General features: G+C 62.9%; 19 protein-coding genes. 5 read left to right on the top strand and 14 right to left on the bottom strand.

Going from position 1 to position 19,541, the window contains the following annotated elements; all coding sequences use genetic code 11:
- Nucleotides 1-476 precede the first annotated feature (476 nt).
- The 13 genes from K6U06_RS24620 to K6U06_RS05575 form a co-directional block, all read right to left on the bottom strand.
- Nucleotides 477-884 carry a Zn-ribbon domain-containing OB-fold protein gene (locus K6U06_RS24620; protein ID WP_410050991.1) on the bottom strand — a complete coding sequence of 136 codons (408 nt, stop codon included), beginning with the start codon at nucleotides 882-884 and terminating at the stop codon, nucleotides 477-479.
- Nucleotides 881-2,077, bottom strand: coding sequence for a thiolase C-terminal domain-containing protein (locus K6U06_RS05630; RefSeq protein WP_262320932.1), 1,197 nt, complete (start codon nucleotides 2,075-2,077; stop codon nucleotides 881-883). Before K6U06_RS05630 ends, K6U06_RS24620 begins: the two co-directional genes overlap by 4 nt.
- Before the next feature lie 38 nt (nucleotides 2,078-2,115).
- Nucleotides 2,116-3,288: a CaiB/BaiF CoA transferase family protein gene (locus tag K6U06_RS05625; protein WP_262320931.1), complete on the bottom strand. Its 1,173-nt coding sequence runs from the start codon at nucleotides 3,286-3,288 to the stop codon at nucleotides 2,116-2,118.
- A 63-nt stretch (nucleotides 3,289-3,351) separates the two neighbouring features.
- The gene (locus tag K6U06_RS05620; protein ID WP_262320930.1) at nucleotides 3,352-4,560 is read right to left on the bottom strand and encodes a CaiB/BaiF CoA transferase family protein; all 1,209 of its coding nucleotides are present in this window, start codon (nucleotides 4,558-4,560) and stop codon (nucleotides 3,352-3,354) included.
- Between the two features lie 36 nt (nucleotides 4,561-4,596).
- Nucleotides 4,597-5,415: an ABC transporter ATP-binding protein gene (locus K6U06_RS05615; protein ID WP_262320929.1), complete on the bottom strand. Its 819-nt coding sequence runs from the start codon at nucleotides 5,413-5,415 to the stop codon at nucleotides 4,597-4,599.
- Nucleotides 5,408-6,199 carry an ABC transporter ATP-binding protein gene (locus tag K6U06_RS05610; RefSeq protein ID WP_262320928.1) on the bottom strand — a complete coding sequence of 264 codons (792 nt, stop codon included), beginning with the start codon at nucleotides 6,197-6,199 and terminating at the stop codon, nucleotides 5,408-5,410. Before K6U06_RS05610 ends, K6U06_RS05615 begins: the two co-directional genes overlap by 8 nt.
- A complete protein-coding gene (locus K6U06_RS05605; RefSeq protein ID WP_262320927.1) occupies nucleotides 6,196-7,266 on the bottom strand; it encodes a branched-chain amino acid ABC transporter permease in 1,071 nt (356 codons plus the stop codon). The genes K6U06_RS05610 and K6U06_RS05605 overlap by 4 nt, the downstream gene beginning before the upstream one ends.
- Nucleotides 7,267-7,330: 64 nt before the next feature.
- Entirely contained in the window at nucleotides 7,331-8,200 is an 870-nt protein-coding gene (locus K6U06_RS05600; RefSeq protein WP_262320926.1) for a branched-chain amino acid ABC transporter permease, read from the bottom strand.
- 44 nt (nucleotides 8,201-8,244) lie between these two features.
- Nucleotides 8,245-9,501 carry an amidohydrolase family protein gene (locus K6U06_RS05595; protein ID WP_262320925.1) on the bottom strand — a complete coding sequence of 419 codons (1,257 nt, stop codon included), beginning with the start codon at nucleotides 9,499-9,501 and terminating at the stop codon, nucleotides 8,245-8,247.
- A gap of 59 nt (nucleotides 9,502-9,560) precedes the next feature.
- On the bottom strand, nucleotides 9,561-10,820 hold the full coding sequence (locus tag K6U06_RS05590; RefSeq protein ID WP_262320924.1) for an ABC transporter substrate-binding protein: 1,260 nt from the start codon (nucleotides 10,818-10,820) through the stop codon (nucleotides 9,561-9,563).
- 136 nt (nucleotides 10,821-10,956) lie between these two features.
- A complete protein-coding gene (locus tag K6U06_RS05585; protein ID WP_262320923.1) occupies nucleotides 10,957-12,621 on the bottom strand; it encodes an AMP-binding protein in 1,665 nt (554 codons plus the stop codon).
- Complete coding sequence (locus tag K6U06_RS05580) at nucleotides 12,618-13,526, bottom strand: HpcH/HpaI aldolase/citrate lyase family protein (RefSeq protein ID WP_262320922.1); 909 nt, start codon at nucleotides 13,524-13,526, stop codon at nucleotides 12,618-12,620. Before K6U06_RS05580 ends, K6U06_RS05585 begins: the two co-directional genes overlap by 4 nt.
- Entirely contained in the window at nucleotides 13,477-14,352 is an 876-nt protein-coding gene (locus K6U06_RS05575) for an IclR family transcriptional regulator (protein ID WP_262320921.1), read from the bottom strand. Before K6U06_RS05575 ends, K6U06_RS05580 begins: the two co-directional genes overlap by 50 nt.
- Before the next feature lies 1 nt (nucleotide 14,353).
- Between K6U06_RS05575 and K6U06_RS05570 the strand changes: the two genes are divergently transcribed.
- From K6U06_RS05570 to K6U06_RS05550, 5 genes are all read left to right on the top strand, one after another.
- Complete coding sequence (locus K6U06_RS05570; protein WP_262320920.1) at nucleotides 14,354-14,785, top strand: Y4bD/Y4pK family protein; 432 nt, start codon at nucleotides 14,354-14,356, stop codon at nucleotides 14,783-14,785.
- Nucleotides 14,786-14,942: 157 nt separating this feature from the next.
- Nucleotides 14,943-15,419: a helix-turn-helix domain containing protein gene (locus tag K6U06_RS05565; protein ID WP_262320919.1), complete on the top strand. Its 477-nt coding sequence runs from the start codon at nucleotides 14,943-14,945 to the stop codon at nucleotides 15,417-15,419.
- Nucleotides 15,416-15,688: a hypothetical protein gene (locus K6U06_RS05560; RefSeq protein WP_262320918.1), complete on the top strand. Its 273-nt coding sequence runs from the start codon at nucleotides 15,416-15,418 to the stop codon at nucleotides 15,686-15,688. Before K6U06_RS05565 ends, K6U06_RS05560 begins: the two co-directional genes overlap by 4 nt.
- Complete coding sequence (locus K6U06_RS05555) at nucleotides 15,685-17,505, top strand: recombinase family protein (protein ID WP_262320917.1); 1,821 nt, start codon at nucleotides 15,685-15,687, stop codon at nucleotides 17,503-17,505. The genes K6U06_RS05560 and K6U06_RS05555 overlap by 4 nt, the downstream gene beginning before the upstream one ends.
- Before the next feature lie 213 nt (nucleotides 17,506-17,718).
- Complete coding sequence (locus K6U06_RS05550; RefSeq protein ID WP_262320916.1) at nucleotides 17,719-19,272, top strand: hypothetical protein; 1,554 nt, start codon at nucleotides 17,719-17,721, stop codon at nucleotides 19,270-19,272.
- 61 nt (nucleotides 19,273-19,333) lie between these two features.
- On the opposite strand, the gene K6U06_RS05545 is transcribed toward K6U06_RS05550, so the two are convergent.
- On the bottom strand, nucleotides 19,334-19,541 hold a 208-nt coding region (locus K6U06_RS05545; protein ID WP_262320915.1), incomplete at its 5' end, for a hypothetical protein.

Below are 19,541 nucleotides of genomic sequence, written 5' to 3'. Positions count from 1 at the left end.
AAGCGCCGGGCCGCCCCGGCCGCGCATCACGGACTGGCTCATCACCAGCCACCGAATCGCCGGACGGCTCTACTCCGACACGCTCGGTTGGTGGGAATGGACCACGGTCGTCGGCGTCCAAGTCGATCTCGCAGCGGACGGCGAGTACGTACGTCTCGACCCACCGCTTCCCGGCCGGCCCGTCCGGTGGTACGGGCCGGGCGTCGTCCCGCTCGCAATTGCAGCCGTCTACCACCTTCACGGACCGGCCGCCGTGTTGGACCATCCACCCCAGCCCGACGCGCCCACACGCTCCCCGCCATCGAACGCATTCCACCCCCAGGTGACAAGATGAATGGTTACCGCGTAGATCGACACCGAAGGGCCAACGATCCTTCATCTCTCGCACAGCACCGCATCAAGAGAGTCGGCCCCTGCATGCATACCTCCCTCCGCGTTTGTGACGCCTCGCTACCTACAACTGAGCGCTTCGATGTTCACGGGGTAGGATACCACTGCGGCAGCAGAGTGCCGTCCGCTGTCGGTTCGAAGCGTGCGTGCATGGCCATCCCAACCTTCAGGTGCGGACGTCCGGGCAAGTACCCAACCATGCGCACCCCGGGGGCCTCGTCGACTTCGACACAGACTATGGTGTAGGGGGGCTTGAAACCGGCGCGCAGTTCCCGTTCCGTAGTGGTCCACGTGTAAAGCGTCGCAGTGGGAGGAACCACCTTCCACTCAGTCTCCCATCCACCGCACGAGTGGCAGTATGCCTTGGGCATATGGAGTGACTGCCCGCAGTCAGAGCAGGTCCGGACTGCCAACTTTTTCTCGCTCGCAGCAGCCCAAAAGCCGGCGGTGTCGTAGTCCGTCGTTACCGGCGGCGGACGCTCGGCATAGCTCACGAGCCCCTCCTCAGGATCATTGCGCCGGTAGCTACGGGCAGGCCAGATGTCACCAGGCAGGTCTCGGCACCCTCAACCTGGGAGGTCGACTCGCCCCGCAACTGCAGGACGCCCTCGACAATATGGCTCATTCCGTGGATGTAGCCCTCGGAGAGGTTCCCGCCAGAGGTGTTGATGGGGAGCGAACCACCCATTTTGATGGCTCCGCTCGCGGCAAACGGGCCGCCCTCACCCCGCGCGCAGAACCCGTAGTCCTCGAACTGGACCAAGACCGTAATCGTGAAACAATCGTAGAGCTGCGCCACGTCTATGTCCTGCGGCCCTAGGCCGGCGCGGGCGTAGAGGGTCTTAGCGATGTTGACCGACGGCAAGGTCATGGGATCGGGCCGCGACAAGACGGGCCCTACCATACCGGGCTGAATGCCGGTTACCGCGCCTTGGGCGACCGCCCGAATGAGCACTGGTGGCTTCGCTGTATCCGCCGCCCGCTCGGCGCTAGTCACAACCAGCGCACAGGCTCCGTCGGTCTCAAGGCAGTAATCGGCGAGGCGCAACGGTGAGGATATCATGGGCGACGCAAGGTAGTCGTCGAGCGTCATGGTGCGCCCGTGCATCTGGGCGTTGGGATTGGAATTGGCTCGTTCCCGGGACGTGACAGCAATATGGCCGAGATCCTCTGGCTTGGTCCCAAACTGGTGCATGTGCCGCTGTGCGAGCATTGCCCATACCTGGCCCGGCGAGACCATCCCGAAGGGGACGAAGAACTCTTCGTAGCTCCCATTGCCGCCGATGGCACCTGAGCTCGCCTGGGTCCGCCCTTTGCCGAGCCGGAAGCCGGAACGCCCGTTGAGCGAGCGGAATGCCAGTACCGTCTTGGCTTGTCCCGAGAGGATCGCACCGATCGCCTGCGCCACCATCCCGGCAGGAGCGGCGCCGCCGGCGCCGCTGTAACCCCAATAGGTTAGGTTGCTCAAGTTGAGAGAATTGGCCAGGTCATTGTGGGCGACGACATCGAAGTCGCAACGCACAATGCCGTCGATATCGTCAGGTTGAAGCCCCGCGTCACGGATAGCATTGAGGGACGCCTCCGTGGCCAGGCTCAAGACGGAACGGCCTGAGTTCTTGGAGAACTTCGTCCAACCGACTCCAGCGATTCCACACTTGTCCTGGTGACTATACTCGCCCTGCTTCAACAGAACCCCCTAAACCTGCTATCCAGTTATGAATGAGGCTAGATAACATCGTGAGCTTTCAGTTTCGAGTACTCGTCCTTACCTAGGCCGAGTACGTCCAGATAGACCTCGTCGTTGTCCTGCCCCGGCACCAGAGGCGCTTGGCGGAAGATACCCCCAGTGTGATTGGCAAGCCTCGGAATGACTCCCTGCATTCGCAGCGGCCCGAGGATGGGGTCGTCAACGGTTACTATATTGCCCCGCTCTTGGAAAGTTTCGTCAGCGACGATGTCGGACACGTCGAGGACCGGCGTGGCCACAACACCGCTGGCGAGCGTGGCCTCCATGCACTCGTCCGCAGTCCTCTGCGCGGCCCAATCAGCCAAGACCGCCTCGAGCCGTTCGCGGTTCTTGATGATCAGCGGCCGGGTGGAGAACTCCTCCACGTTTTCTCCAACGAGAGCGGCGATGTTCTGGATCGAGGGGATGGTCCCAGAGGTGACGGTCAGCCAGCGGCCATCGGAACACTTGAACGCGTTGACCACCCCACCGGGCGAGCCTGGAATGCCGTTGCCCACCCGTTCGGGGACGATTCCGAGCTGGTCGTACATCACCACCTGCCACTCGATGAGCCGGTAAAGCGACTCGTCGATTCCAAGGTCGATCCACTCGCCGCGGAAGTCGGGATCGGTCAGCTTGCGGTATACCGCGCACATGACACCGAACACCCCCATGAGGGGGGTGACGGTGTCGGCATGAGAGAAGCCAGCGTGAACGGGGGGTCCGTCAGGAAAGCCGCTTATGTGGACGATCCCGCTACGAGCCTCGCCGACTTTCCCGTAGCCGGGGAGGTTGCGCTTTGTTGCCTGGGCGCCGTAGCCGGACACCTGCAGCATGATGAGCTTCGGCTTGACTGTGTGCAGGTCCTCCCAGCTGAGCCCCCACTCGTCGAGAGTGCCAGGCCGGAGGTTGGTGATCACGACATCTGCCCACGCGGCGAGTTTCCGGGCTACGTCCCGACCTTCGTTTTGGCGCAGATCGAGCGTGACGGAGCGCTTGTTGCGGCCCGTCACTCGCCACCAAAGGTACTCGTCGCCCTTGGGGAGGCCCATGTTCCGCATAGGATCGCCGGTGCCAGGAGCCTCAACATGGATGACATCTGCTCCGAGATCTCCGAGAAGAGTCCCCGCGAACGGGCCGGCCAGAAGGTGCGCCAGCTCCAAGACCTTCAAGCCGTGAAGCGTAGCTTTAGCCGGGCTAGCCGCCCCGTCAGTCATGGTCATCTCCAGTCATAGTTAGATAGTGCCCTTCTCGCGTAGCTCATCCACCTGCTTCGCTGGCAAATGGAGGTACTCCCGGTACACAAGGTCGTTGTCCTCACCTAAGAATGGACCGGTACGCCAGACCTTCCCGGGATGGTTCATCATCTTGGGCACGACCGCCTGCATCCGAACATCGCCCAGTTCACGGTCCTCGACGGTGATGACGTCCTCGCGCTCGACGATGGTCGGATGCTCGAGTATCTGCGCAATGTCGTAGATGGGTGCCGCCACGACGCTGAGACGCTTCATCTCCTCCAGACATTCCTCGGCGGGCCGCTTCGAGACCCAGTCCCGCAGTCCGTCATCAAGCTCGCGCCGGCGGGCTAGCTGCTGGGGCACCGTCTCATACTCCTCCAGCGGCAGCCCGAGGAGGGCCGCGACGTTCTGCACTGAGCGGGGCGTCGCTGACGTGACCGTGATCCACTTGTTGTCCGACGAGAGATACGTGTTGATTACCGCTCCAGGGGCGACAGCCAACTGGTTGCCGGCACGCTGTGGGACGATGCCCAACTGGTCATAGATGATGACCTGCCACTCGATCAGGCGAAAGAGGCTCTCGAACAGGGCAAGGTCGATCCACTCGCCGTCGAAGTCGGGGCGGTCGCGCATGGTCAAAGCAGCGCTTATAGCGTACGCCCCCATGAGAGCGGTAACGGTGTCGGCATGGGAGAACCCGGTGTGCACGGGAGGGCCGTCCGGGAACCCGGTGATGTTAACTACGCCGCTCATGGATTCCCCGACCTTGCCGAATCCTGGCATGTTGCGGGCCGTGGTGTTGGTCCCGTGACCAGACACCTGCAACATAACGAGCTTCGGGTTGACTTCATGCAGGGACGGCCAATCGAGGCCCCACTTTTCAAGGGTCCCCACGCGGAAGTTGGTAATCACCACGTCCGCCCAAGCGGCCAGCCGTCTAGCTAGATCCTGCCCCGCTTGGCTGCGCAGGTTGAGAGTAATGGAACGCTTGTTGCGGGCGGATACCTTCCACCACAGGTACTTGTTGTCCTTTGTCGGCCCCATCTGACGGGAGGGATCCCCAGCCGACGGGTCCTCGACGTGCACAATCTCTGCTCCGAGGTCGGCAAGGAGCGTGCCCGCTAGGGGGCCTGCGATGACGTGGGCGAATTCGACAACTTTCAATCCCTCGAATACCGGTCGACCCCGACGTTGGGTCGGACTCATAAATACATCTCCCTGATCAGTGGGTGGCTGGCGTACCTAGATGGTGGTGGTGCCGAACTCTTGAGCGGCGGGGCCGAGGAGCACTTGCATGACCGTGGGGTCCTGGCGTAGGTGCGTGCTGTCGCCGTCGTAGATCTTGCGGCCGCTGCTCAACACGACCAGTTTGCTGCACAACCCTGTTACAAAGGACATGTCGTGCTCGATGACGACAAGAGCGACCTGGCGTTCCTTCTGGATCCGCTGGAGGAGCGCGAGGAGCTCCTCGCGCTCCTGGTCGTTGAGACCAGCGGCCGGCTCGTCTAGGAGGAGGACCGTCGGATCCGCTGCAAGCGCCCTGGCCAGGTCAGCCCGCTTTGCCTGCCCGTAGGATAGGTCCTGCACCTGGTGCTGGGCCAGGTGATCGAGTCCGACCGATCTCAGCGCATCCATGGCCGCCTGGCGGTTGACCTTCTCGGTGCTGTTGAAATGCGGAATGCCGAGCGCGTACGAGAAGACGCCCCTCTTGATGACCGTATGCCTGCCGAGCAACGCGACGCGCAGGAGGGTGAGGTCCTTGGGTAACTCCAGGTGCTGGAAGGTACGGCCTACCCTCAGTTGAGCAACACGGTGCGGCCTGAATCCCGTGACTAGCTCCCGGCCCACGTGCACAGTGCCCGACACCGGTCGGTAGATACCGCTGATCACGTTGAGGAGGGTCGTCTTCCCGGATCCGTTGGGGCCGATCACAGCGACCGCCTGTCCCCGCTCGACTGTGGCGCTCACCCCGTCCAGCACGACCAGCCCCTGGAACTGCATCGAAATGTCAGTGATGGTCACGGCATTTGCGGCCGCCATATCGATCGCGATATCAGTCATTGCTTGTGGCGGCCTTCTCCGAGATAGTATTCCTCGCCGCAGTGCCGCTGGCGTGGCGACCCACGTAGGTGTCAATGATGTCGGGACGGTGTCGGAGTTCGTCGGGGGTTCCGTCGGCAACGACTCGTCCGGCGTCGAGGACATGAATGACGTCGGCAATCTCGAAGGCGAGGCCGAGGCTCTGCTCGGCGATCAGCAGGCCGATATCACCACCGCCGAGCCGGCGCAGGATGCCGGCCATGCGATTGACCAAGGCGGGGGCCAGGCCGAGGGTGACCTCGTCGATGAGCAGGACCGACGGTGCCGCGCACAGAGCCGACGCCAGGCCGACCATCTGGCGCTGGCCGCCACTAAGATATCCCCCCCTCCGATTGAGATGGGGCTCGATCTCCGGGAGCAGGTCAAGCGCCGACGCCAAACAAGTGGCGAACTTGCCTGCGCGAGGCTGCCATGAGAGCTTCAGCTGCTCCATTACCGTCAATCCGGTGAAGATCTTGTCGCGCTCCGGGACGAGGACCACGCCCTCCTTCACCCGCTCGAGCGGAAGCTGGTGGCTGATGCTCCTGCCTCGTAGGACCATCGATTTGGAATAGGCGCGGGCCACGCCGCGACGCCCGAACCCGGCGATACCGCCGAGGGTGGAAGTCTTTCCGCCACCATTGGGGCCGACAAGCGCGACGATCTGGCCCGGCCGCAGGCTAAGCGATATGTGGCCAATCCCGAGCGCGTTCCCGGGGTAGCGCACGGACAAGTCACCGACGCTGAGCAGTGTCTCGTCGGTCATTGCCGGCTCCCTGGGATCACTCTGGCGTCCGCTACGTCGGTGAGTCCAGCCCTGTTCGCATCCTCGACACCCACGGCCGCAGTCCCGGCTTGAGAACGCTCCGGCGGCGTCTGAGTGCCCTTATGGGTCATAAGCCGTTCGATACGCCTCACCAGGCCGGTCAATCCCCGAGGCTCGGCGAACATGAACACCAGCACCAACAGTCCATATACCCCAGAGTCGATGGCCGACAGATTTGTGGACAAGAAGCCGGTACCGCTGGAAGCGCCGAAGATGCCGGTACCGGCGTTGGTCACGACGGTGGGCAGAAAGGTGATTACGATGGAACCGGCAACCGCTCCTCCTACCGATCCCACTCCACCTACGAGGATAATTGCCACATAGCTAATTGCCAGAGAGAGCGTAAAATAGTCACTGGTAATATTCTTCAAGAAGTAAGCTGTAATTCCTCCACTTAGGCCCACCCAGAACGAGCTGTACACGAAGGCAGTCAGCTTAGTTCGCCTGACGTCAATGCCCATGATAGCAGCCGATGCCTCGTTGGCCCGGGTCGCCTCCCATGCGCGTCCCGGTCGTCCAGCAAGGATGCTGTAGGTGACAATGGCAACGATCACCACGGCAATGACCAGGAATACGTACCATTGCTTGTCGGTGGTTATAACGACCGATACGATTTTCGCTTCCTTGATGTTATGTCCAGACAAGGCGTTGGAGTGGTGGTCGTACTGCTGGAAGACAAAGTACGCGACGTACTGCAAGGCCAGCGTCGAGAACACTAGGTATAGACCCCGCAGCCGGAGCGACGGCACGCCGATGACTAGCCCGACGGCACCAGAGATGATCCCCCCGAGCAGAATGGCGGGGAGGAACGATAGCTTGCTCTCAGTCAGGATCACCGTATAGGCACCGATACCAAGGAATGCCGCGTTGCCGATCGACATCTGACCGGCGTTGCCGGTCAGGACGTTCAGCCCGATGGCGCCGATCGCAGCGAGCAAGGCGCTGTCACCGATGTAGAGATACTGGTCGCTGACCTCGAACGGGAAGATAACGAGGATGGCAGCCACCGCGGCGAGACCCACAAACCGCTGCGGCCACGGTCCTCTATGCCCCCTGCTAGTAAACCGCCAATCAAACACGAAGAATGTCCCTGCTTCCGAAGATCCCTGTTGGTCGCACGATCAAAAGAGCCAGCAGGAGCAAATAACCGATGGCGTCGCCAAAGTTAGCGCCCACATATCGAACGCCGAGCCCTTGGATCTCGGCCAGGATTACGGCTCCCACTAGGGCTCCCGGGACGCTGTCCAGGCCACCGACCATCACCGCCGGGAAGGCAGCGAAGCCGAGCACGTCGGCGTTGCTGACGGAAAGCCCGGTCCGCATGCTGAAGGAGATGCCCGCCAGGGTGGCTGTGGCGAATGCGAACGCCCACGTGAGAGCAGTCACCTTCGTTACGTTGACACCTCGGTAGCCGGCGAGAGCCGGGTTCTCGGCTGCGGCTCTCGTCGCCACTCCCAAACGGGTGAAGTGCAAGACCAGCGAGAGGCCGCCAAGCACCAGGACCGCCACGATAATCGTGCCCACGTCCAGCCAGCTGACCGTGATGCCAGCACCGAGATGTACCGTCGACTTGCTGACGCCGATGGGGACGAACTTGGTCCCCGGCCCCCAGATGATGGCAGCCACCGCAGCCATGACTATTGATAGCGCGATGGTTAGCATGACCAAGACCAGCGCGCCGGCATTGAGCAATGGTCGCAAAATTAGCCAATAGACGAGCGGACCGAGAACGAACGACGTCACGGTAGCAACGATAATGGTCGGCGCAGCCTGGCTGCCGAAAGCAACAGCCAGGCTGTAAGCGATCAGACCCCCGACCAAGACGAACTGGCCTTGGGCGAAGTTGAGCACCTTACTGCTCTTATATACGAGTACGAAGCCGACGCTCACGAGCGCATACAGCGCTGCAACCACCAGCTGACCTACAAGTATCTGGCCCACCAGCCCTCCCTCCCCTACCGCACTCGACCATAACGGCTTGATCGTCAGGTAGACGGCAGCTCAAGCTTGTATAGCTCCGCCGCGTTGTCCTGCAGAACCCGCCGCTGTATCTCGGGGGAAAGCTCGGACATCACCTTGGCGAAGTGCTCCCTGGGATTCGGGTACAGGCAGGTCGGGTGAGGGAAATCGGTCTCCACGAGGACGTTACCTACTCCGATGTCCTCGATCAGTTTCTCCGCCCCGACCTTCTCGAACCAGTACATGACATACATGTGTTCCCGGAAATATTCGGCTGGGCGGAGCTTCTGAAGCCCGACCTCATCGGGGTCAGTCACCATCTCGTCGAGCTGGTACTCCATCGCCTCAAGGATGAAAGGCACCCAACCGATCCCGCTCTCAGCGGACACGATCTTGAGCTTGGGGAACCGGTCGAAGATGTCGCTCATACAAAGGTTGACGATGATTCTGACGTTACTCATGTACAGCTGGGCCGCGCCGACGGCCAAGCGGCGTTGCCGGCCGAAGACATCCCATACGGGATACGGGATGGGCGCGCCGTCAGTTCGCGATAGCTTGGCTGGGGAGCCCGAGCGCAGGCTCTCCATATCCTCGCGGCGGTTCCCGGCCCCGATGTGGAAGTTTGCCACTGTCCCCGACTCTGCGAACAGGTCCCACATCGGGTCGAAGTATGGGTCGACTAGCTCGGGAAGCCCAATCATCTCAGGCTTGTCGGAGAGGGTGAAGCCCCTCATTCCCTTGTCAATTAGGCGGGTCATCTCTTTGACCGTAAGGTCCATGTCCCAGAATGGCACCACGCCCTGCGGCAGCAGGCGGCCGCCAGACTCCAACTGGGTGTCCATCAAGAAATCATTGTAGACCTGCAGGATAAGCGTCCGCTCCGCTTCATCCTCGATAGCGAACAGATGGTTAGATGCGAAGCCGATGCCGTTGGGGTAAAGGATCTGGGCCCAGATGCCCAATTCATCGATCACGGCGAGGCGTTCCTTGACCGACCAGGCTGAGGGATCGATGTCGGAGAAGGGTTGGACCAAGTGCGTCCCGAGACGCTTGGCCGGACCCTGGGCGATCGTGTTTCCCCCAGTGCTGGCCCACAGCCGATCGTGGAGATACCAACCCGTGTGGCCGTCGACGGTCTGCTGCACGGGAATCTTGTCCCGGTACTCTGGGCCGACCCGTGACGACCAAAGGTCCGGCGGCTCAGTGAGATGTGAATCGCAGTCGATGATTCTCACGTCTGCCAGAGAATCCTGTTCCCTTGTGGATACTGCAGTAGCGGTCATAACTCCACCTCCATATGTCTATTTGGTTCCGGTTGGTCTAACAGCTATTCGAGCGCCATCTAGTTGCTCGGAATCTTGAAGTTGCCTCCGTCCTGCACAGCGTCGCCCTTGGCGCCGGACCAGCTGAAGAAGGCGACATCCTGGATTCCCGAGTGGTCCGTCTTCGAGTAGTTCCAAGGACCGAAGGTCAAGCCACCGGTGTCAATGGACCCGAGGGACTCAAGGCCGTTGGCCAAGCTCGAGCCGGGGCACGGGTAGCCACACTTCTTCAGCCCTTGGGCTGTTATATACGCCTGCACGTACCCCTGTGGGAAGAAATAGGCTGAGGCCGTTGTACCTGCGGCCGTCGCAGCGGCAGTCATGGCGCCCACCTGAGGCCCGGCATTGTGGCCAAATGATAGCGAAAATAGCATGTAAAGCCGGGGGTCTTGAAGCTGCTTCATGAGCGGGTAGGACGATCCACCGTCGTACTGGACGATCGGGCCGGTGAAGCCGCGCTGGCGGAGTGCCCTAACAAAAGACGCCTCCTGCGTGGTAATCAGGCCCGAATAGATGATGTCGGGCTTCTGCGAAGCGAACGTGTCAGCTTCGCTCGATAGATCCGTGCTGGAGAACGGGACCACTTGACTGCTGGTGACCGTCATGCCCCGGGCCTTGGCACCCTTGCCCAACTGCGTAGCGAGCTGCTGAAGGGCGGCACTCTCGCCGACGATGACGGCGGCCTTAGAGCCCTTGGCTCCATGCGGGAGCTTGGACTCGCCAAAGCTCAGCATCGGCACCGCCTCGTCCGGCTCGACGACCCCGCCGGCGAAGACCAGGTGCTGCGGCGGGTTCAGAATGCCAGAGTCCACCGCCTGGCTGAGCGTAACGACCTGGTTCTGCGCCAAGAACGAGGCGTTCGCAGCCTGGATGTTGCTCAGGATGTAGTACATTAGCGACACGTGGTCTGAGTTGACCAGCTGGCGTGCGTTCGCCACCCCGGTGGTGACGTCATCGCTGTCATCAAGGGGGATGAATTTGACCTTGTGGCCATTAATCCCGCCCGCCTTGTTGACGGAGTCGAAGTACGCGGCTATGCCCTGCCGGTACCCATTACTGACCTCCGCGAGGGGGCCGGTGAGGCCGAGCGTGGCCCCGACGACGTAGTCGCCACTAGAGTTCCCCCCTTTGTTCACAACGCCGCCACCACCGGACGCCGAATTCTTGCTCGATGAAGAGCAGGCCCCGACAAGCACTGCAGCTACTGCGACAATCAGCGGCGCCTGCCAGCGCCGTACCCGGTTCTGCCGGATGTGTTTGGATGACTTTTTGAAATTCACTTATCCCCCCTTGATTGGAACATGTTTAGTTTACTACGCCAGTGATACTGACATACTCGCTACATGGCGTATCTCTAAGGCATCCTCACTTGGCGCTTCCGGAACATTCCTGAAGGTCCATTCCGTACTGTCACTGTCATGCACCATCGCGCAATCGCGTCGCGTATTCGCGCAACTCTGCCTTGGCGACCTTCTCAAGCGTCGCCCTAGGCATCTCCTCAACGAGGTAGATCTCTCGGGGCACCTTGAAACTGGACAGCTCCTGAGAACACGCTTCGCGAATCCGCGCTCGTATCATTTCGGATTCGGCCGGTGAGACAGCTGCATCGACGACGACGAAAGCAACCGGAATCTCGTCCAACATCGGATCCGGCGCAGCAACGACGGCAACTTCCTCAACACCAGGCACCGCTGCCACAACCCGCTCAATTTCGAGTGCCGCAACATTCTCACCGCCCACCTTCAACATGTCTCCCTGCCGCTCGACAAAGCTGAGCCACCCATCATCGTGGACCTCGACTCGGTCACCGGTACGCATCCACCCGTCGGCGGACCAGACCGACGCTGTAGCTGCCGGGTCGTCGAGGTATCCAAGAGCAAGCGATACTCCCCTTACTCCACGCACTTCTAGCGATCCGACGCCCCGATCCAACGACTGACCCTCGTCATCAGAAACTCGGATCTCATATTCACAAGCCGGCCTGCCGATGGCGAGAGCATGCCCTTCCATACTCGGGTCGCTCACGATGGGATGTGTGACCGTCTCGGTCATACCCCACCACGCAACCGTGGACACGCCAAAATAGCGATCCCAACTCGGCACAAGCAGGGCATTGCCGAAAGCGCGGATGGCGTGATCCGGCACCGGCTGCCGCCGCAGGGCCTTCACGGTAAACGGCACCATCGAACACCACGTGACCCTTTCCTCGACGGCAACCTGCCAAAAGCGACTCGTCGAGAAGCGCGGAACCAAGACGAGGCTGCCACCGGCCCACAACGTGGCCATGACCGAGTAGATTTGAGCGTTCGTGTGAAACAGTGGAAGATGCACGAGATGTCGGTCACTCTCGGTGAGACTCTCGTGACTGGCCGAGACCTTCGCTCCCCAGAGATAGTTCGCCTGGGTCCACACCACTGCCTTAGGTCGAGCCGTCGTCCCAGAGGTGAACTGGACGCCCGCTGGTGCGAGAGAGCGAACCACGCCTGCCCGTGCACTCGCTGCCCCACTGGCTCCATGAGCTTGTTGCAGCGCGGACAAGCCCTCTACCGGCATCCAACCGGCACCAGTCGAGGGACTTGTTGCGATGTCGGCAACGACCAAATGAGGGCCGTTGGATTGGCGGCCACTTTGAGCGCGCCCTTTTAGCCTTGCCAAGGCTTCGACGGCCGTAGGCATTAGGGCAAGGGACGTCAGGAGTACGGCCGGTTCTGCACGCTCGATGGCATCAGCCAACTCGCTGGCCTTGTACCGAGCATTTATTGAAACCATCACTGCACCGAGCCGCATGACTGCGAACCACATAATAAGGAAGTCGGGGCAGTTCTCGACGAACATGCAGACCCGACTCGCCTCGACGACACCTCGCTCGGTCAGTCCCGACGCGACGGAACATACGTCCTCAAGGAACTCGCTGTAGCTCCATTCGCGTCGAGAGCCTCCGAAGTCGCGCCAGACGAGCCAAGTGCGAGAACCTTGCGCATTCGCCCTTGCCTCGAGGAGCCCGTTGACATCCAGACCCGCGAACGGATTGAGGGAGTCATGGACAAGTGAGCGGCGGTCGGTCGTAAAGGCCTGGCTCATGCGTCTGCGCGCCGGAGCATCCGGCGGGATCGTTCGTAATCGTGGACGAGAACGGCGTGTCCACCCTCTGAGAGCGCTGCTTCGCCCGAGGCCAGCGAAGCCTCGTACATACTCACAATGCGGCGAGCCTCGGCGATCTCTTCACCCGAGGGCGTGAACACCGCATTGATGATGTCGACGTGCGGCGGATAGAAGGTCGCCAGCCCAGTGAACCCCTGCCGGCGTGCACGAATGACCTCCTGTTTCACCCTCGTCAGATCCCGCATGTCAGGGACGAAAGGAATCCCAAATACGGGGATGCGGGCCGCCGCGGCGACAAGAATCAGCTTGGAACGGACATAATAGTACGGCTCCTCGAAAAGGTCACCATCGGCAAAGTGGGCGAAACCAGCGTCGAGGGCAAGATCCGCAGGCCCAAAAAGTAGACCTGCGACTGCCCCCGTGCCGACGATGTCCGCCAAATTGATGACCGCTGCAGCAGTCTCGACGATGACGAACAGCTTCGCCCGCGAACCACCGTCTCGCAGTATGGCCTCGACCTCACGTACCTCGCCAGAGGTACGAACTTTCGGATAGAGAACGACTTCGGCGCCACTGCCGGCGAGGGCACGCAGATCCTCTTCTCCCCACGGTGTCTCGAGAGAGTTCACACGAGGTAGTACAGGCCGCCCTGCGAAATAGTCCGGCCTTGAGAGAAACTCGACCACCTTCTCGCGGGCGTCTGCCTTGCGGTTGGGTGGGGCCGAATCCTCCATGTCGAGGAGGATGCCATCAGCCGGGATCTGTGGCACCTTCTGCCACTTGTGCTCATCGAGAATTGGAGTCTCAAGCAGGCTCCGAACTCCTCCCAGTGGATCAGCCTCCGACATATGCGCTTCCCTTCTCATCTCCTGTGGGGCGGCCAAGATTACCCTCGTACCCGAGCTGTTCTGAGAGCATGTAGGCGGCAGCACGAACAAAGGGTACGAGATCGTGCGCCCGCTCAACATCGAGTCGTTGGATCGGTCCTGAAATCCCGATAGCCCCGACCATGTCGTTCTGACGATCGAAGACTGGCGCCGTAATCCCAACTGCACCGATGTCACGCTCCTCAAAACTTACTGCATATCCGAGATCTTTGATTTTGTTGATGTCACTTTCCAGATCACGGGCATCCAGTTTAGTGTTGGGCGTGTAAGCGATGAGGTCTGCCGCACCGGGCATAGGAGCCGCCTGGTCAAACGCAAGGAAGACCTTGCCGGTCGAACCAACGTGGAGTGGAACAACCTCGCCAACCCGCAGGAGGCGGAGGACAGAGTGGTTGCTCTCGGCCACAGCAACCATCACTCGAAAGTCCCCTTGCCGCACACACAAGTGTGCGCTTTCGCCGGTCTTATTTCGAAGTTGCTCAAGCACTGGGCGCGCGGCGACCACAAGATCCCGACCATCCAAGGCGCAGGAGGCCCACCGCACGACGTTCATCCCTATCCGATAGCGGTCGCCTATTCGCTCGAGAAAGCCCTCGTGCACAAGGTTACGTACAAGGCGCAGGCACGTGGTCGCCGGGAAACCTGAATGAGCCACGAGTGCCTGCAGCGTAACCTCGGAGTTCGCGGGGGAAAACGCATCGAGCAAGACGCGTGCCTTGGAAAGCACGAGAATACGAGAGACACCGTCAACAAGCTCCCTGGGCATCTCGCTGTCATCAGACCGACGGGTTGGGTCGGAGTCGTCCTGCTCGGCCGCTGCCACAATGTGGACCCTAACACCACGATGTAGCGGACGCAAGGGATTTCCGGCTGAGAAACCCCGGCTCGCTGAATCGGCACCTGGCGTTCGACCCGCGGCTTATCGTCCACCGTCAACTGCTCGTGAGGGCAGCGATCCGCAGCGGTTCCGTATCACCCACCCGTTTCACCCGTTGGTGGGCGAGGAGTACGAGATGGTGGGCTTCGCCCACACGTGGGGGGAGCACCGGGTGTTCTTCCGCAAGCCCGATGACCAGCGGGTCTTCTCGCTGCCGGCGAGTTGGACCGACGTCGAAGCTCCCGACGCGTTCGTGGTGATGTCGGCTGGGCGGTCGGTGTTCCGCCCGGCGGATCTTCTTGCGCTGGCGGATCTGCTTGATGGTCTGCGCCCGCCGACACGCGCCCGGGGTGTAAGGCGAACTATGCCGGGTATGTAAGGTGCATTCTGCCGGTGGTGGGTCGGATGCCCGCTCTGGCCGCCATGTCACGCCAGAACGTTCCTCTGTTGCAGGCGTATCTCATGGCGGTCGTTGACAGCCGTCGTGCAGTGTCGGCATAATATGCCTTACACGTTTGTGATTATCAGGAGGTGCGATGGCTAAGAAGAGGCCGGATCCGAAGGAGGAGGCGCTGCGGGCGGCAAGGGCGCTCAATCCCCGTCCGGAGGCTGTGAGCGACGCAGGGTTCACCGCTTCTGAGTTCTTCGACGCACGGGATTTGGTGCAGGTGAAATACGAGATGCTGCGCCGGGCCCGCCAGGACGGATCGACGGTGAGCGACGCGGCCACGACCTTCGGTTTCTCCAGACCGTCGTTCTATGAGGCCAAGGCGGCCTTCGAGGCCGCTGGCCTCCCCGGGCTGTTGGCGAAGCGGCCCGGGCCGAGACGGGCTCACAAGCTGACCGAGGCGGTCGTGGAGCGGCTCGCGCAGGCAGCAGCCGCTGATCCGGTGCTGTCCTCCGCTGACCTTGTCGAGTTGGCGCAAGCCGAGTTCGGGCTGCGGGTGCATCCCAGAAGCGTTGAACGCGCCCTCGCCCGCCGCCCAAAAGACCACAGCGGCCCGAACCTATGAGCGGCAGGCCAGCCGACGAGCTCTGCGCCGGCTATGAGGCCCTGAGGGCAGCGGTGACCGGGCAGGTTGCCTGCGACACGCCCCGCGGGCTGACGCTGATGCTGAGCCAGGGCCTGCCGGCGTGGATGCGGGCCTGGAGCCCGCTCCCGGCGACCTCGCCCGTCGTTGCGGCCAGTCAGCGACCGGTGGCGGCCGGAGTCGGGGCCGAAGTGGTGCGCGTGCTGACCGAGATGGCGCTGGGACGTCGCACCCCGCTGGTGGTGTCATGAACCTTGAGGCCCGCAACAAGATCACGGCCGCTCACCTCGCCCGCCAGGCATGCCTGTATGTCCGCCAGTCGACCCTGCGCCAGGTGCTGGAGAACACCGAGTCGACCAAACGTCAGTACGCGCTGCGCGAACGGGCGGTGGCACTGGGCTGGAAGCCGGAGCAAGTAGTGGTGATCGACTCCGATCTCGGCCAGTCCGGCGCTGACACCGACCGGGCAGGCTTCCTGCGTCTCGTGGCCGCGGTCGGCATCGGAGAGGTCGGCGTGGTGCTGGGCCTCGAGGTCTCCCGCCTCGCCCGCAACTCCTCGGACTGGCACCGGCTTTTGGAGATCTGCGCGCTGGCCGACACGCTGATCCTCGACGAGGACGGCTTGTATGACCCGAGCCACTTCAACGACAGGCTGCTGTTGGGGATGAAGGGCACCATGTCCGAGGCGGAGCTGCACGTGCTGCGGGCCCGGCTCATCGGCGGCCAGCTGACCAAGGCCCGCCGGGGCGAGCTGGAAGTGCCCCTCCCGGTCGGGCTTGTCTATGACACCGCTGGCCGTGTGGTGCTCGACCCGGATGTCTCCGTGCAAGAAGCCGTCCGCCAGTTCTTCGAGACCTTCCGGCGCACGACGTCGGCGACTGCCACCGTTCGGGCCTTCCGCGAGGCAGGGTGGCTTTTCCCCCGTCGCGTTCAGTCCGGTGCCCACAAGGGTGAACTGGCCTGGGGGCCGCTGCTGCACTATCGGGCCCTCAACGTGTTGAAGAACCCCCGCTATGCCGGGGCGTTCGCCTATGGGCGCACCCGGGCCAAGAAGACCTCCCAGCCCAACGGGATCCGCCAGACCCTTCCCCGCGAAGACTGGCACACCCTCATCCTCGACGCCCATCCCGGCTACATCACCTGGGCCGAGCACGAACAGAACCTGACCCAACTGCGAGCCAACTCCGCCGCCTATGGCGGCGACCGCCGTCACGGACCCCCACGAGAAGGCCCGGCCCTCCTCCAGGGCTTGGCTGTCTGCGGTCGCTGCGGCGGACGCATGACGATCCGCTATTACATGCGCCACGGCAAAGCCGTGCCCCAATACACCTGTCAGGTCGAGGGCATCAAGCGGGCGGAATCACCGTGCCAGCGGATCGTGGGCGCCGATGTCGACCGGGCCATCGGAGAGCTTCTGATCGAGACGATGACCCCACTGGCCTTGGAGGTGGCTCTCTCGGTGCAAGACGAGCTGGCCTCGCGGGCCGACGAGGCTGACCGCCTCCGCCGCCAGTCCGTGGAACGGGCCCGCTACGAGGCCGAACTGGCCCAGCGACGCTATCTGCGCGTCGACCCCGACAACCGTCTCGTCGCCGTCACCCTGGAAGCAGAGTGGAACAACAAGCTCCGGGCCCTGGACACGGCGCAGGAGCATTACGAACGTCAACGGAAAACCGACGTCCTCCTCGACGACGAGAAACGCCAGGCCATCCTGGCTCTGGCCACCGACTTCCCGCGGCTCTGGGCCGACCCGGAGACACCGGCGCGCGAGCGCAAGCGTATGGCCCGACTGATCATCGACGACGTCACCCTGTGCCTCGGAAACCAGGTGCTCGACGTCCACGTCCGCTTCCGAGGCGGCGACACCCGCAGCTTCCAACTACCCCGGCCCAGATCGATCGTCGACCTCGCCAAGCTCGACCCCGCCGTCGTCACCGAGGTCGATCGCCTCATCGACGACCACACCGACTCGCAGATCGCTGCCGCTCTCGACGCCGCCGGGTATCAGCCGCCAGTAGGCGATTGCTTCCTACCGCAGCCTCCGGCCGCAACCGAACGCCTGGGGTGAGCCGAGACCGGGGTGACGGGCGGGGGGCGGTCGGAGTCTGCGGGTGGGCGCCGCCTCGTGGTGACGAGGGTCGGGTTCCGGGCCGGCGAAGCCGGCCCTATGCGAACGGGTCGGTGGTGGCTCACCGAGGAGGCCGCAGCGAGGTGCGGACCGGCCCGGTTCTGCGGTGAACTTCTGGTCGTCTCCACCGAGTTGCCGCAGGAGGGCCGGGCCGTGTCCGCGTTCGAGATGGTGCACCAAGACGCTGTCGTTGGCAAGCTGGTCGGCTTCGACCGGCTCATCTTCAAGGGGCACCTGACCCGCTTCTACCCCAAGGGTGGGATGAAGGCGTTCTTGGACCGCCACGGCGTGCTGCTGAAGGACTTCGGCACTTGGGCGAAGCGGCTCTCGGACCAGGTGAAAGCGCACGCCCAGGGCGCGGCTGCCCAGGCGGGCAGGCCGTATCTGTACCTGGCGGAGACCCACACCAAGGCCAAGGGGAACGGCAAGGAGGACCTGGCGCGCTCGATCATGGCCCGTGACGGTGTCGTCGCCGGGCTGATCTGCGTGCTGGCCGCGGTGGAGCCGTGCAGCAGCTTTGACATCTTCCGCAACAAGCAGACCAAACGCCGCGAGATCATCCGCCGCCGGCGCAAGTGCCTGCACTACTACTGGTACTTCGTCCACCCCGAGCTCGGGTTCTGCCACGTCCGGGTTCAGGGGTGGCTTCCTTTCGAGGTGCAGATCTGGGTCAACGGCCGCGAAGCCCTGTCCACGTCGCTGGCCGCCAAAGGGGTGCGTCATACCCGATACCTCAACGCCATCGTCTCGGTGGCGAGCTGGTCCCTGGCGCAGCGCCTGGCCGAGCGGTGGGCCAGCCGACGCTGGAGTCGCCTGCTCGATGGCCTGGCCCGCCAGGTCAACCCGCACCTGGCGATGCTTCGCAAGGCTGGCTACGGACCGTACTGGTGGGTCGTGGACCAAGCCGAGGTGGCCACCGACGTGGCGTTCCGCTCTCGCCGGGACCTCGAAGCAGTCCTGCCCACCTTGTTCGCGCACGCCGCCTCCGCGTTCAGTGCGGAGGATGTCCTGCGCTTCCTCGGGCGAAAGCTCACCCCACAGCTCGCCTGCGAGGTGACCAGCTCCGCCCGGCGGCGCCCGGAGGGGTGGCGAGTCAAGCACACCATGGCCCGCAACTCGATCAAGTGTTACGACAAGGCCAACGTGCTTCGGGTCGAGACCACCATCAACGACCCCACCCAGTTCCGGGTACTCCGGAACAAAAACGGGCACCGCGTCTGGTGCCCGATGCGCAAGGGGGTGGCCAACCTTGCTCGCTACTACCAAGTCGGCCGGGGCGCCAACGAACGCTACCTGGAGGCCCTCGCCGCCGCTCACTACAACACCGACGCCATCCGCGTCCTCGACCGGCACTGCCGGCCCATACGCAACCGGGGAAGACAACACCCCCGGCTCAACCCGATCGGCCACGACGACCTGGCCTTGTTCCGCGCCGCCCTCGCCGGCGAGCACCTGATCAACGGCTTCCGCAACGCTCATCTCCAAGCACGGCTCTACCCCCGACCTGCACGCGACGACGTCGAGGTCAAGCGCCGCTGCGCCCGAACCTCCCGGCTCATCGTCAAGCTCCGAGGCCACGGGCTGGTCGCCAAGGTCCCCCGGCGGCGGCTCTACCGTGTCACCCCTTACGGCCAGCGTTTCATGTCAGCAGCCCTCGCCGTCCACGACCAGCACTTTCCCGCCGCTTTTCAGCAAGCCGCTGCCTGAGCCATCTCTACACCTCCAACATTCTCGCGGACCGCGCAAATCCTGCGGAGGAGTAGCACAGTCACCCACTCATCCAACACGCCTCCATCCCCCTCCCGGGCGGCTCGATCGACCCCCCGACTCCCGCATGAGTTCGTTCTGAAACCTGCCCGTCTCGACCGATGTCGGAGTGGACGATGTGCAGCCGGGCGCCGGTGTCGAGCTGGGCGTCTTGGAGCCCTTCGGCCGGGTCCAACTTGCGGTGGCTTCGGCTGGCGTCGTCGAGGATC

Source organism: Acidiferrimicrobium sp. IK (assembly GCF_025499425.1).
Taxonomy (GTDB): Bacteria; Actinomycetota; Acidimicrobiia; order Acidimicrobiales; family Palsa-688; genus Acidiferrimicrobium.
Note: the sequence above shows the minus strand (reverse complement) of the source record. Positions and strands in the feature narration are given on the sequence as shown.

Bases quoted from the DNA above. Each gene is read 5' to 3' on its own strand.
- K6U06_RS05620 (WP_262320930.1), bottom strand. From the start codon at position 4,560: ATGAGTCCGACCCAACGTCGGGGTCGACCGGTATTCGAGGGATTGAAA.
- K6U06_RS05615 (WP_262320929.1), bottom strand. From the start codon at position 5,415: ATGACTGATATCGCGATCGATATGGCGGCCGCAAATGCCGTGACCATC.
- K6U06_RS05610 (WP_262320928.1), bottom strand. From the start codon at position 6,199: ATGACCGACGAGACACTGCTCAGCGTCGGTGACTTGTCCGTGCGCTAC.
- K6U06_RS05595 (WP_262320925.1), bottom strand. From the start codon at position 9,501: ATGACCGCTACTGCAGTATCCACAAGGGAACAGGATTCTCTGGCAGAC.
- K6U06_RS05585 (WP_262320923.1), bottom strand. From the start codon at position 12,621: ATGAGCCAGGCCTTTACGACCGACCGCCGCTCACTTGTCCATGACTCC.
- K6U06_RS05570 (WP_262320920.1), top strand. From the start codon at position 14,354: ATGTGGACCCTAACACCACGATGTAGCGGACGCAAGGGATTTCCGGCT.
- K6U06_RS05565 (WP_262320919.1), top strand. From the start codon at position 14,943: ATGGCTAAGAAGAGGCCGGATCCGAAGGAGGAGGCGCTGCGGGCGGCA.
- K6U06_RS05560 (WP_262320918.1), top strand. From the start codon at position 15,416: ATGAGCGGCAGGCCAGCCGACGAGCTCTGCGCCGGCTATGAGGCCCTG.
- K6U06_RS05555 (WP_262320917.1), top strand. From the start codon at position 15,685: ATGAACCTTGAGGCCCGCAACAAGATCACGGCCGCTCACCTCGCCCGC.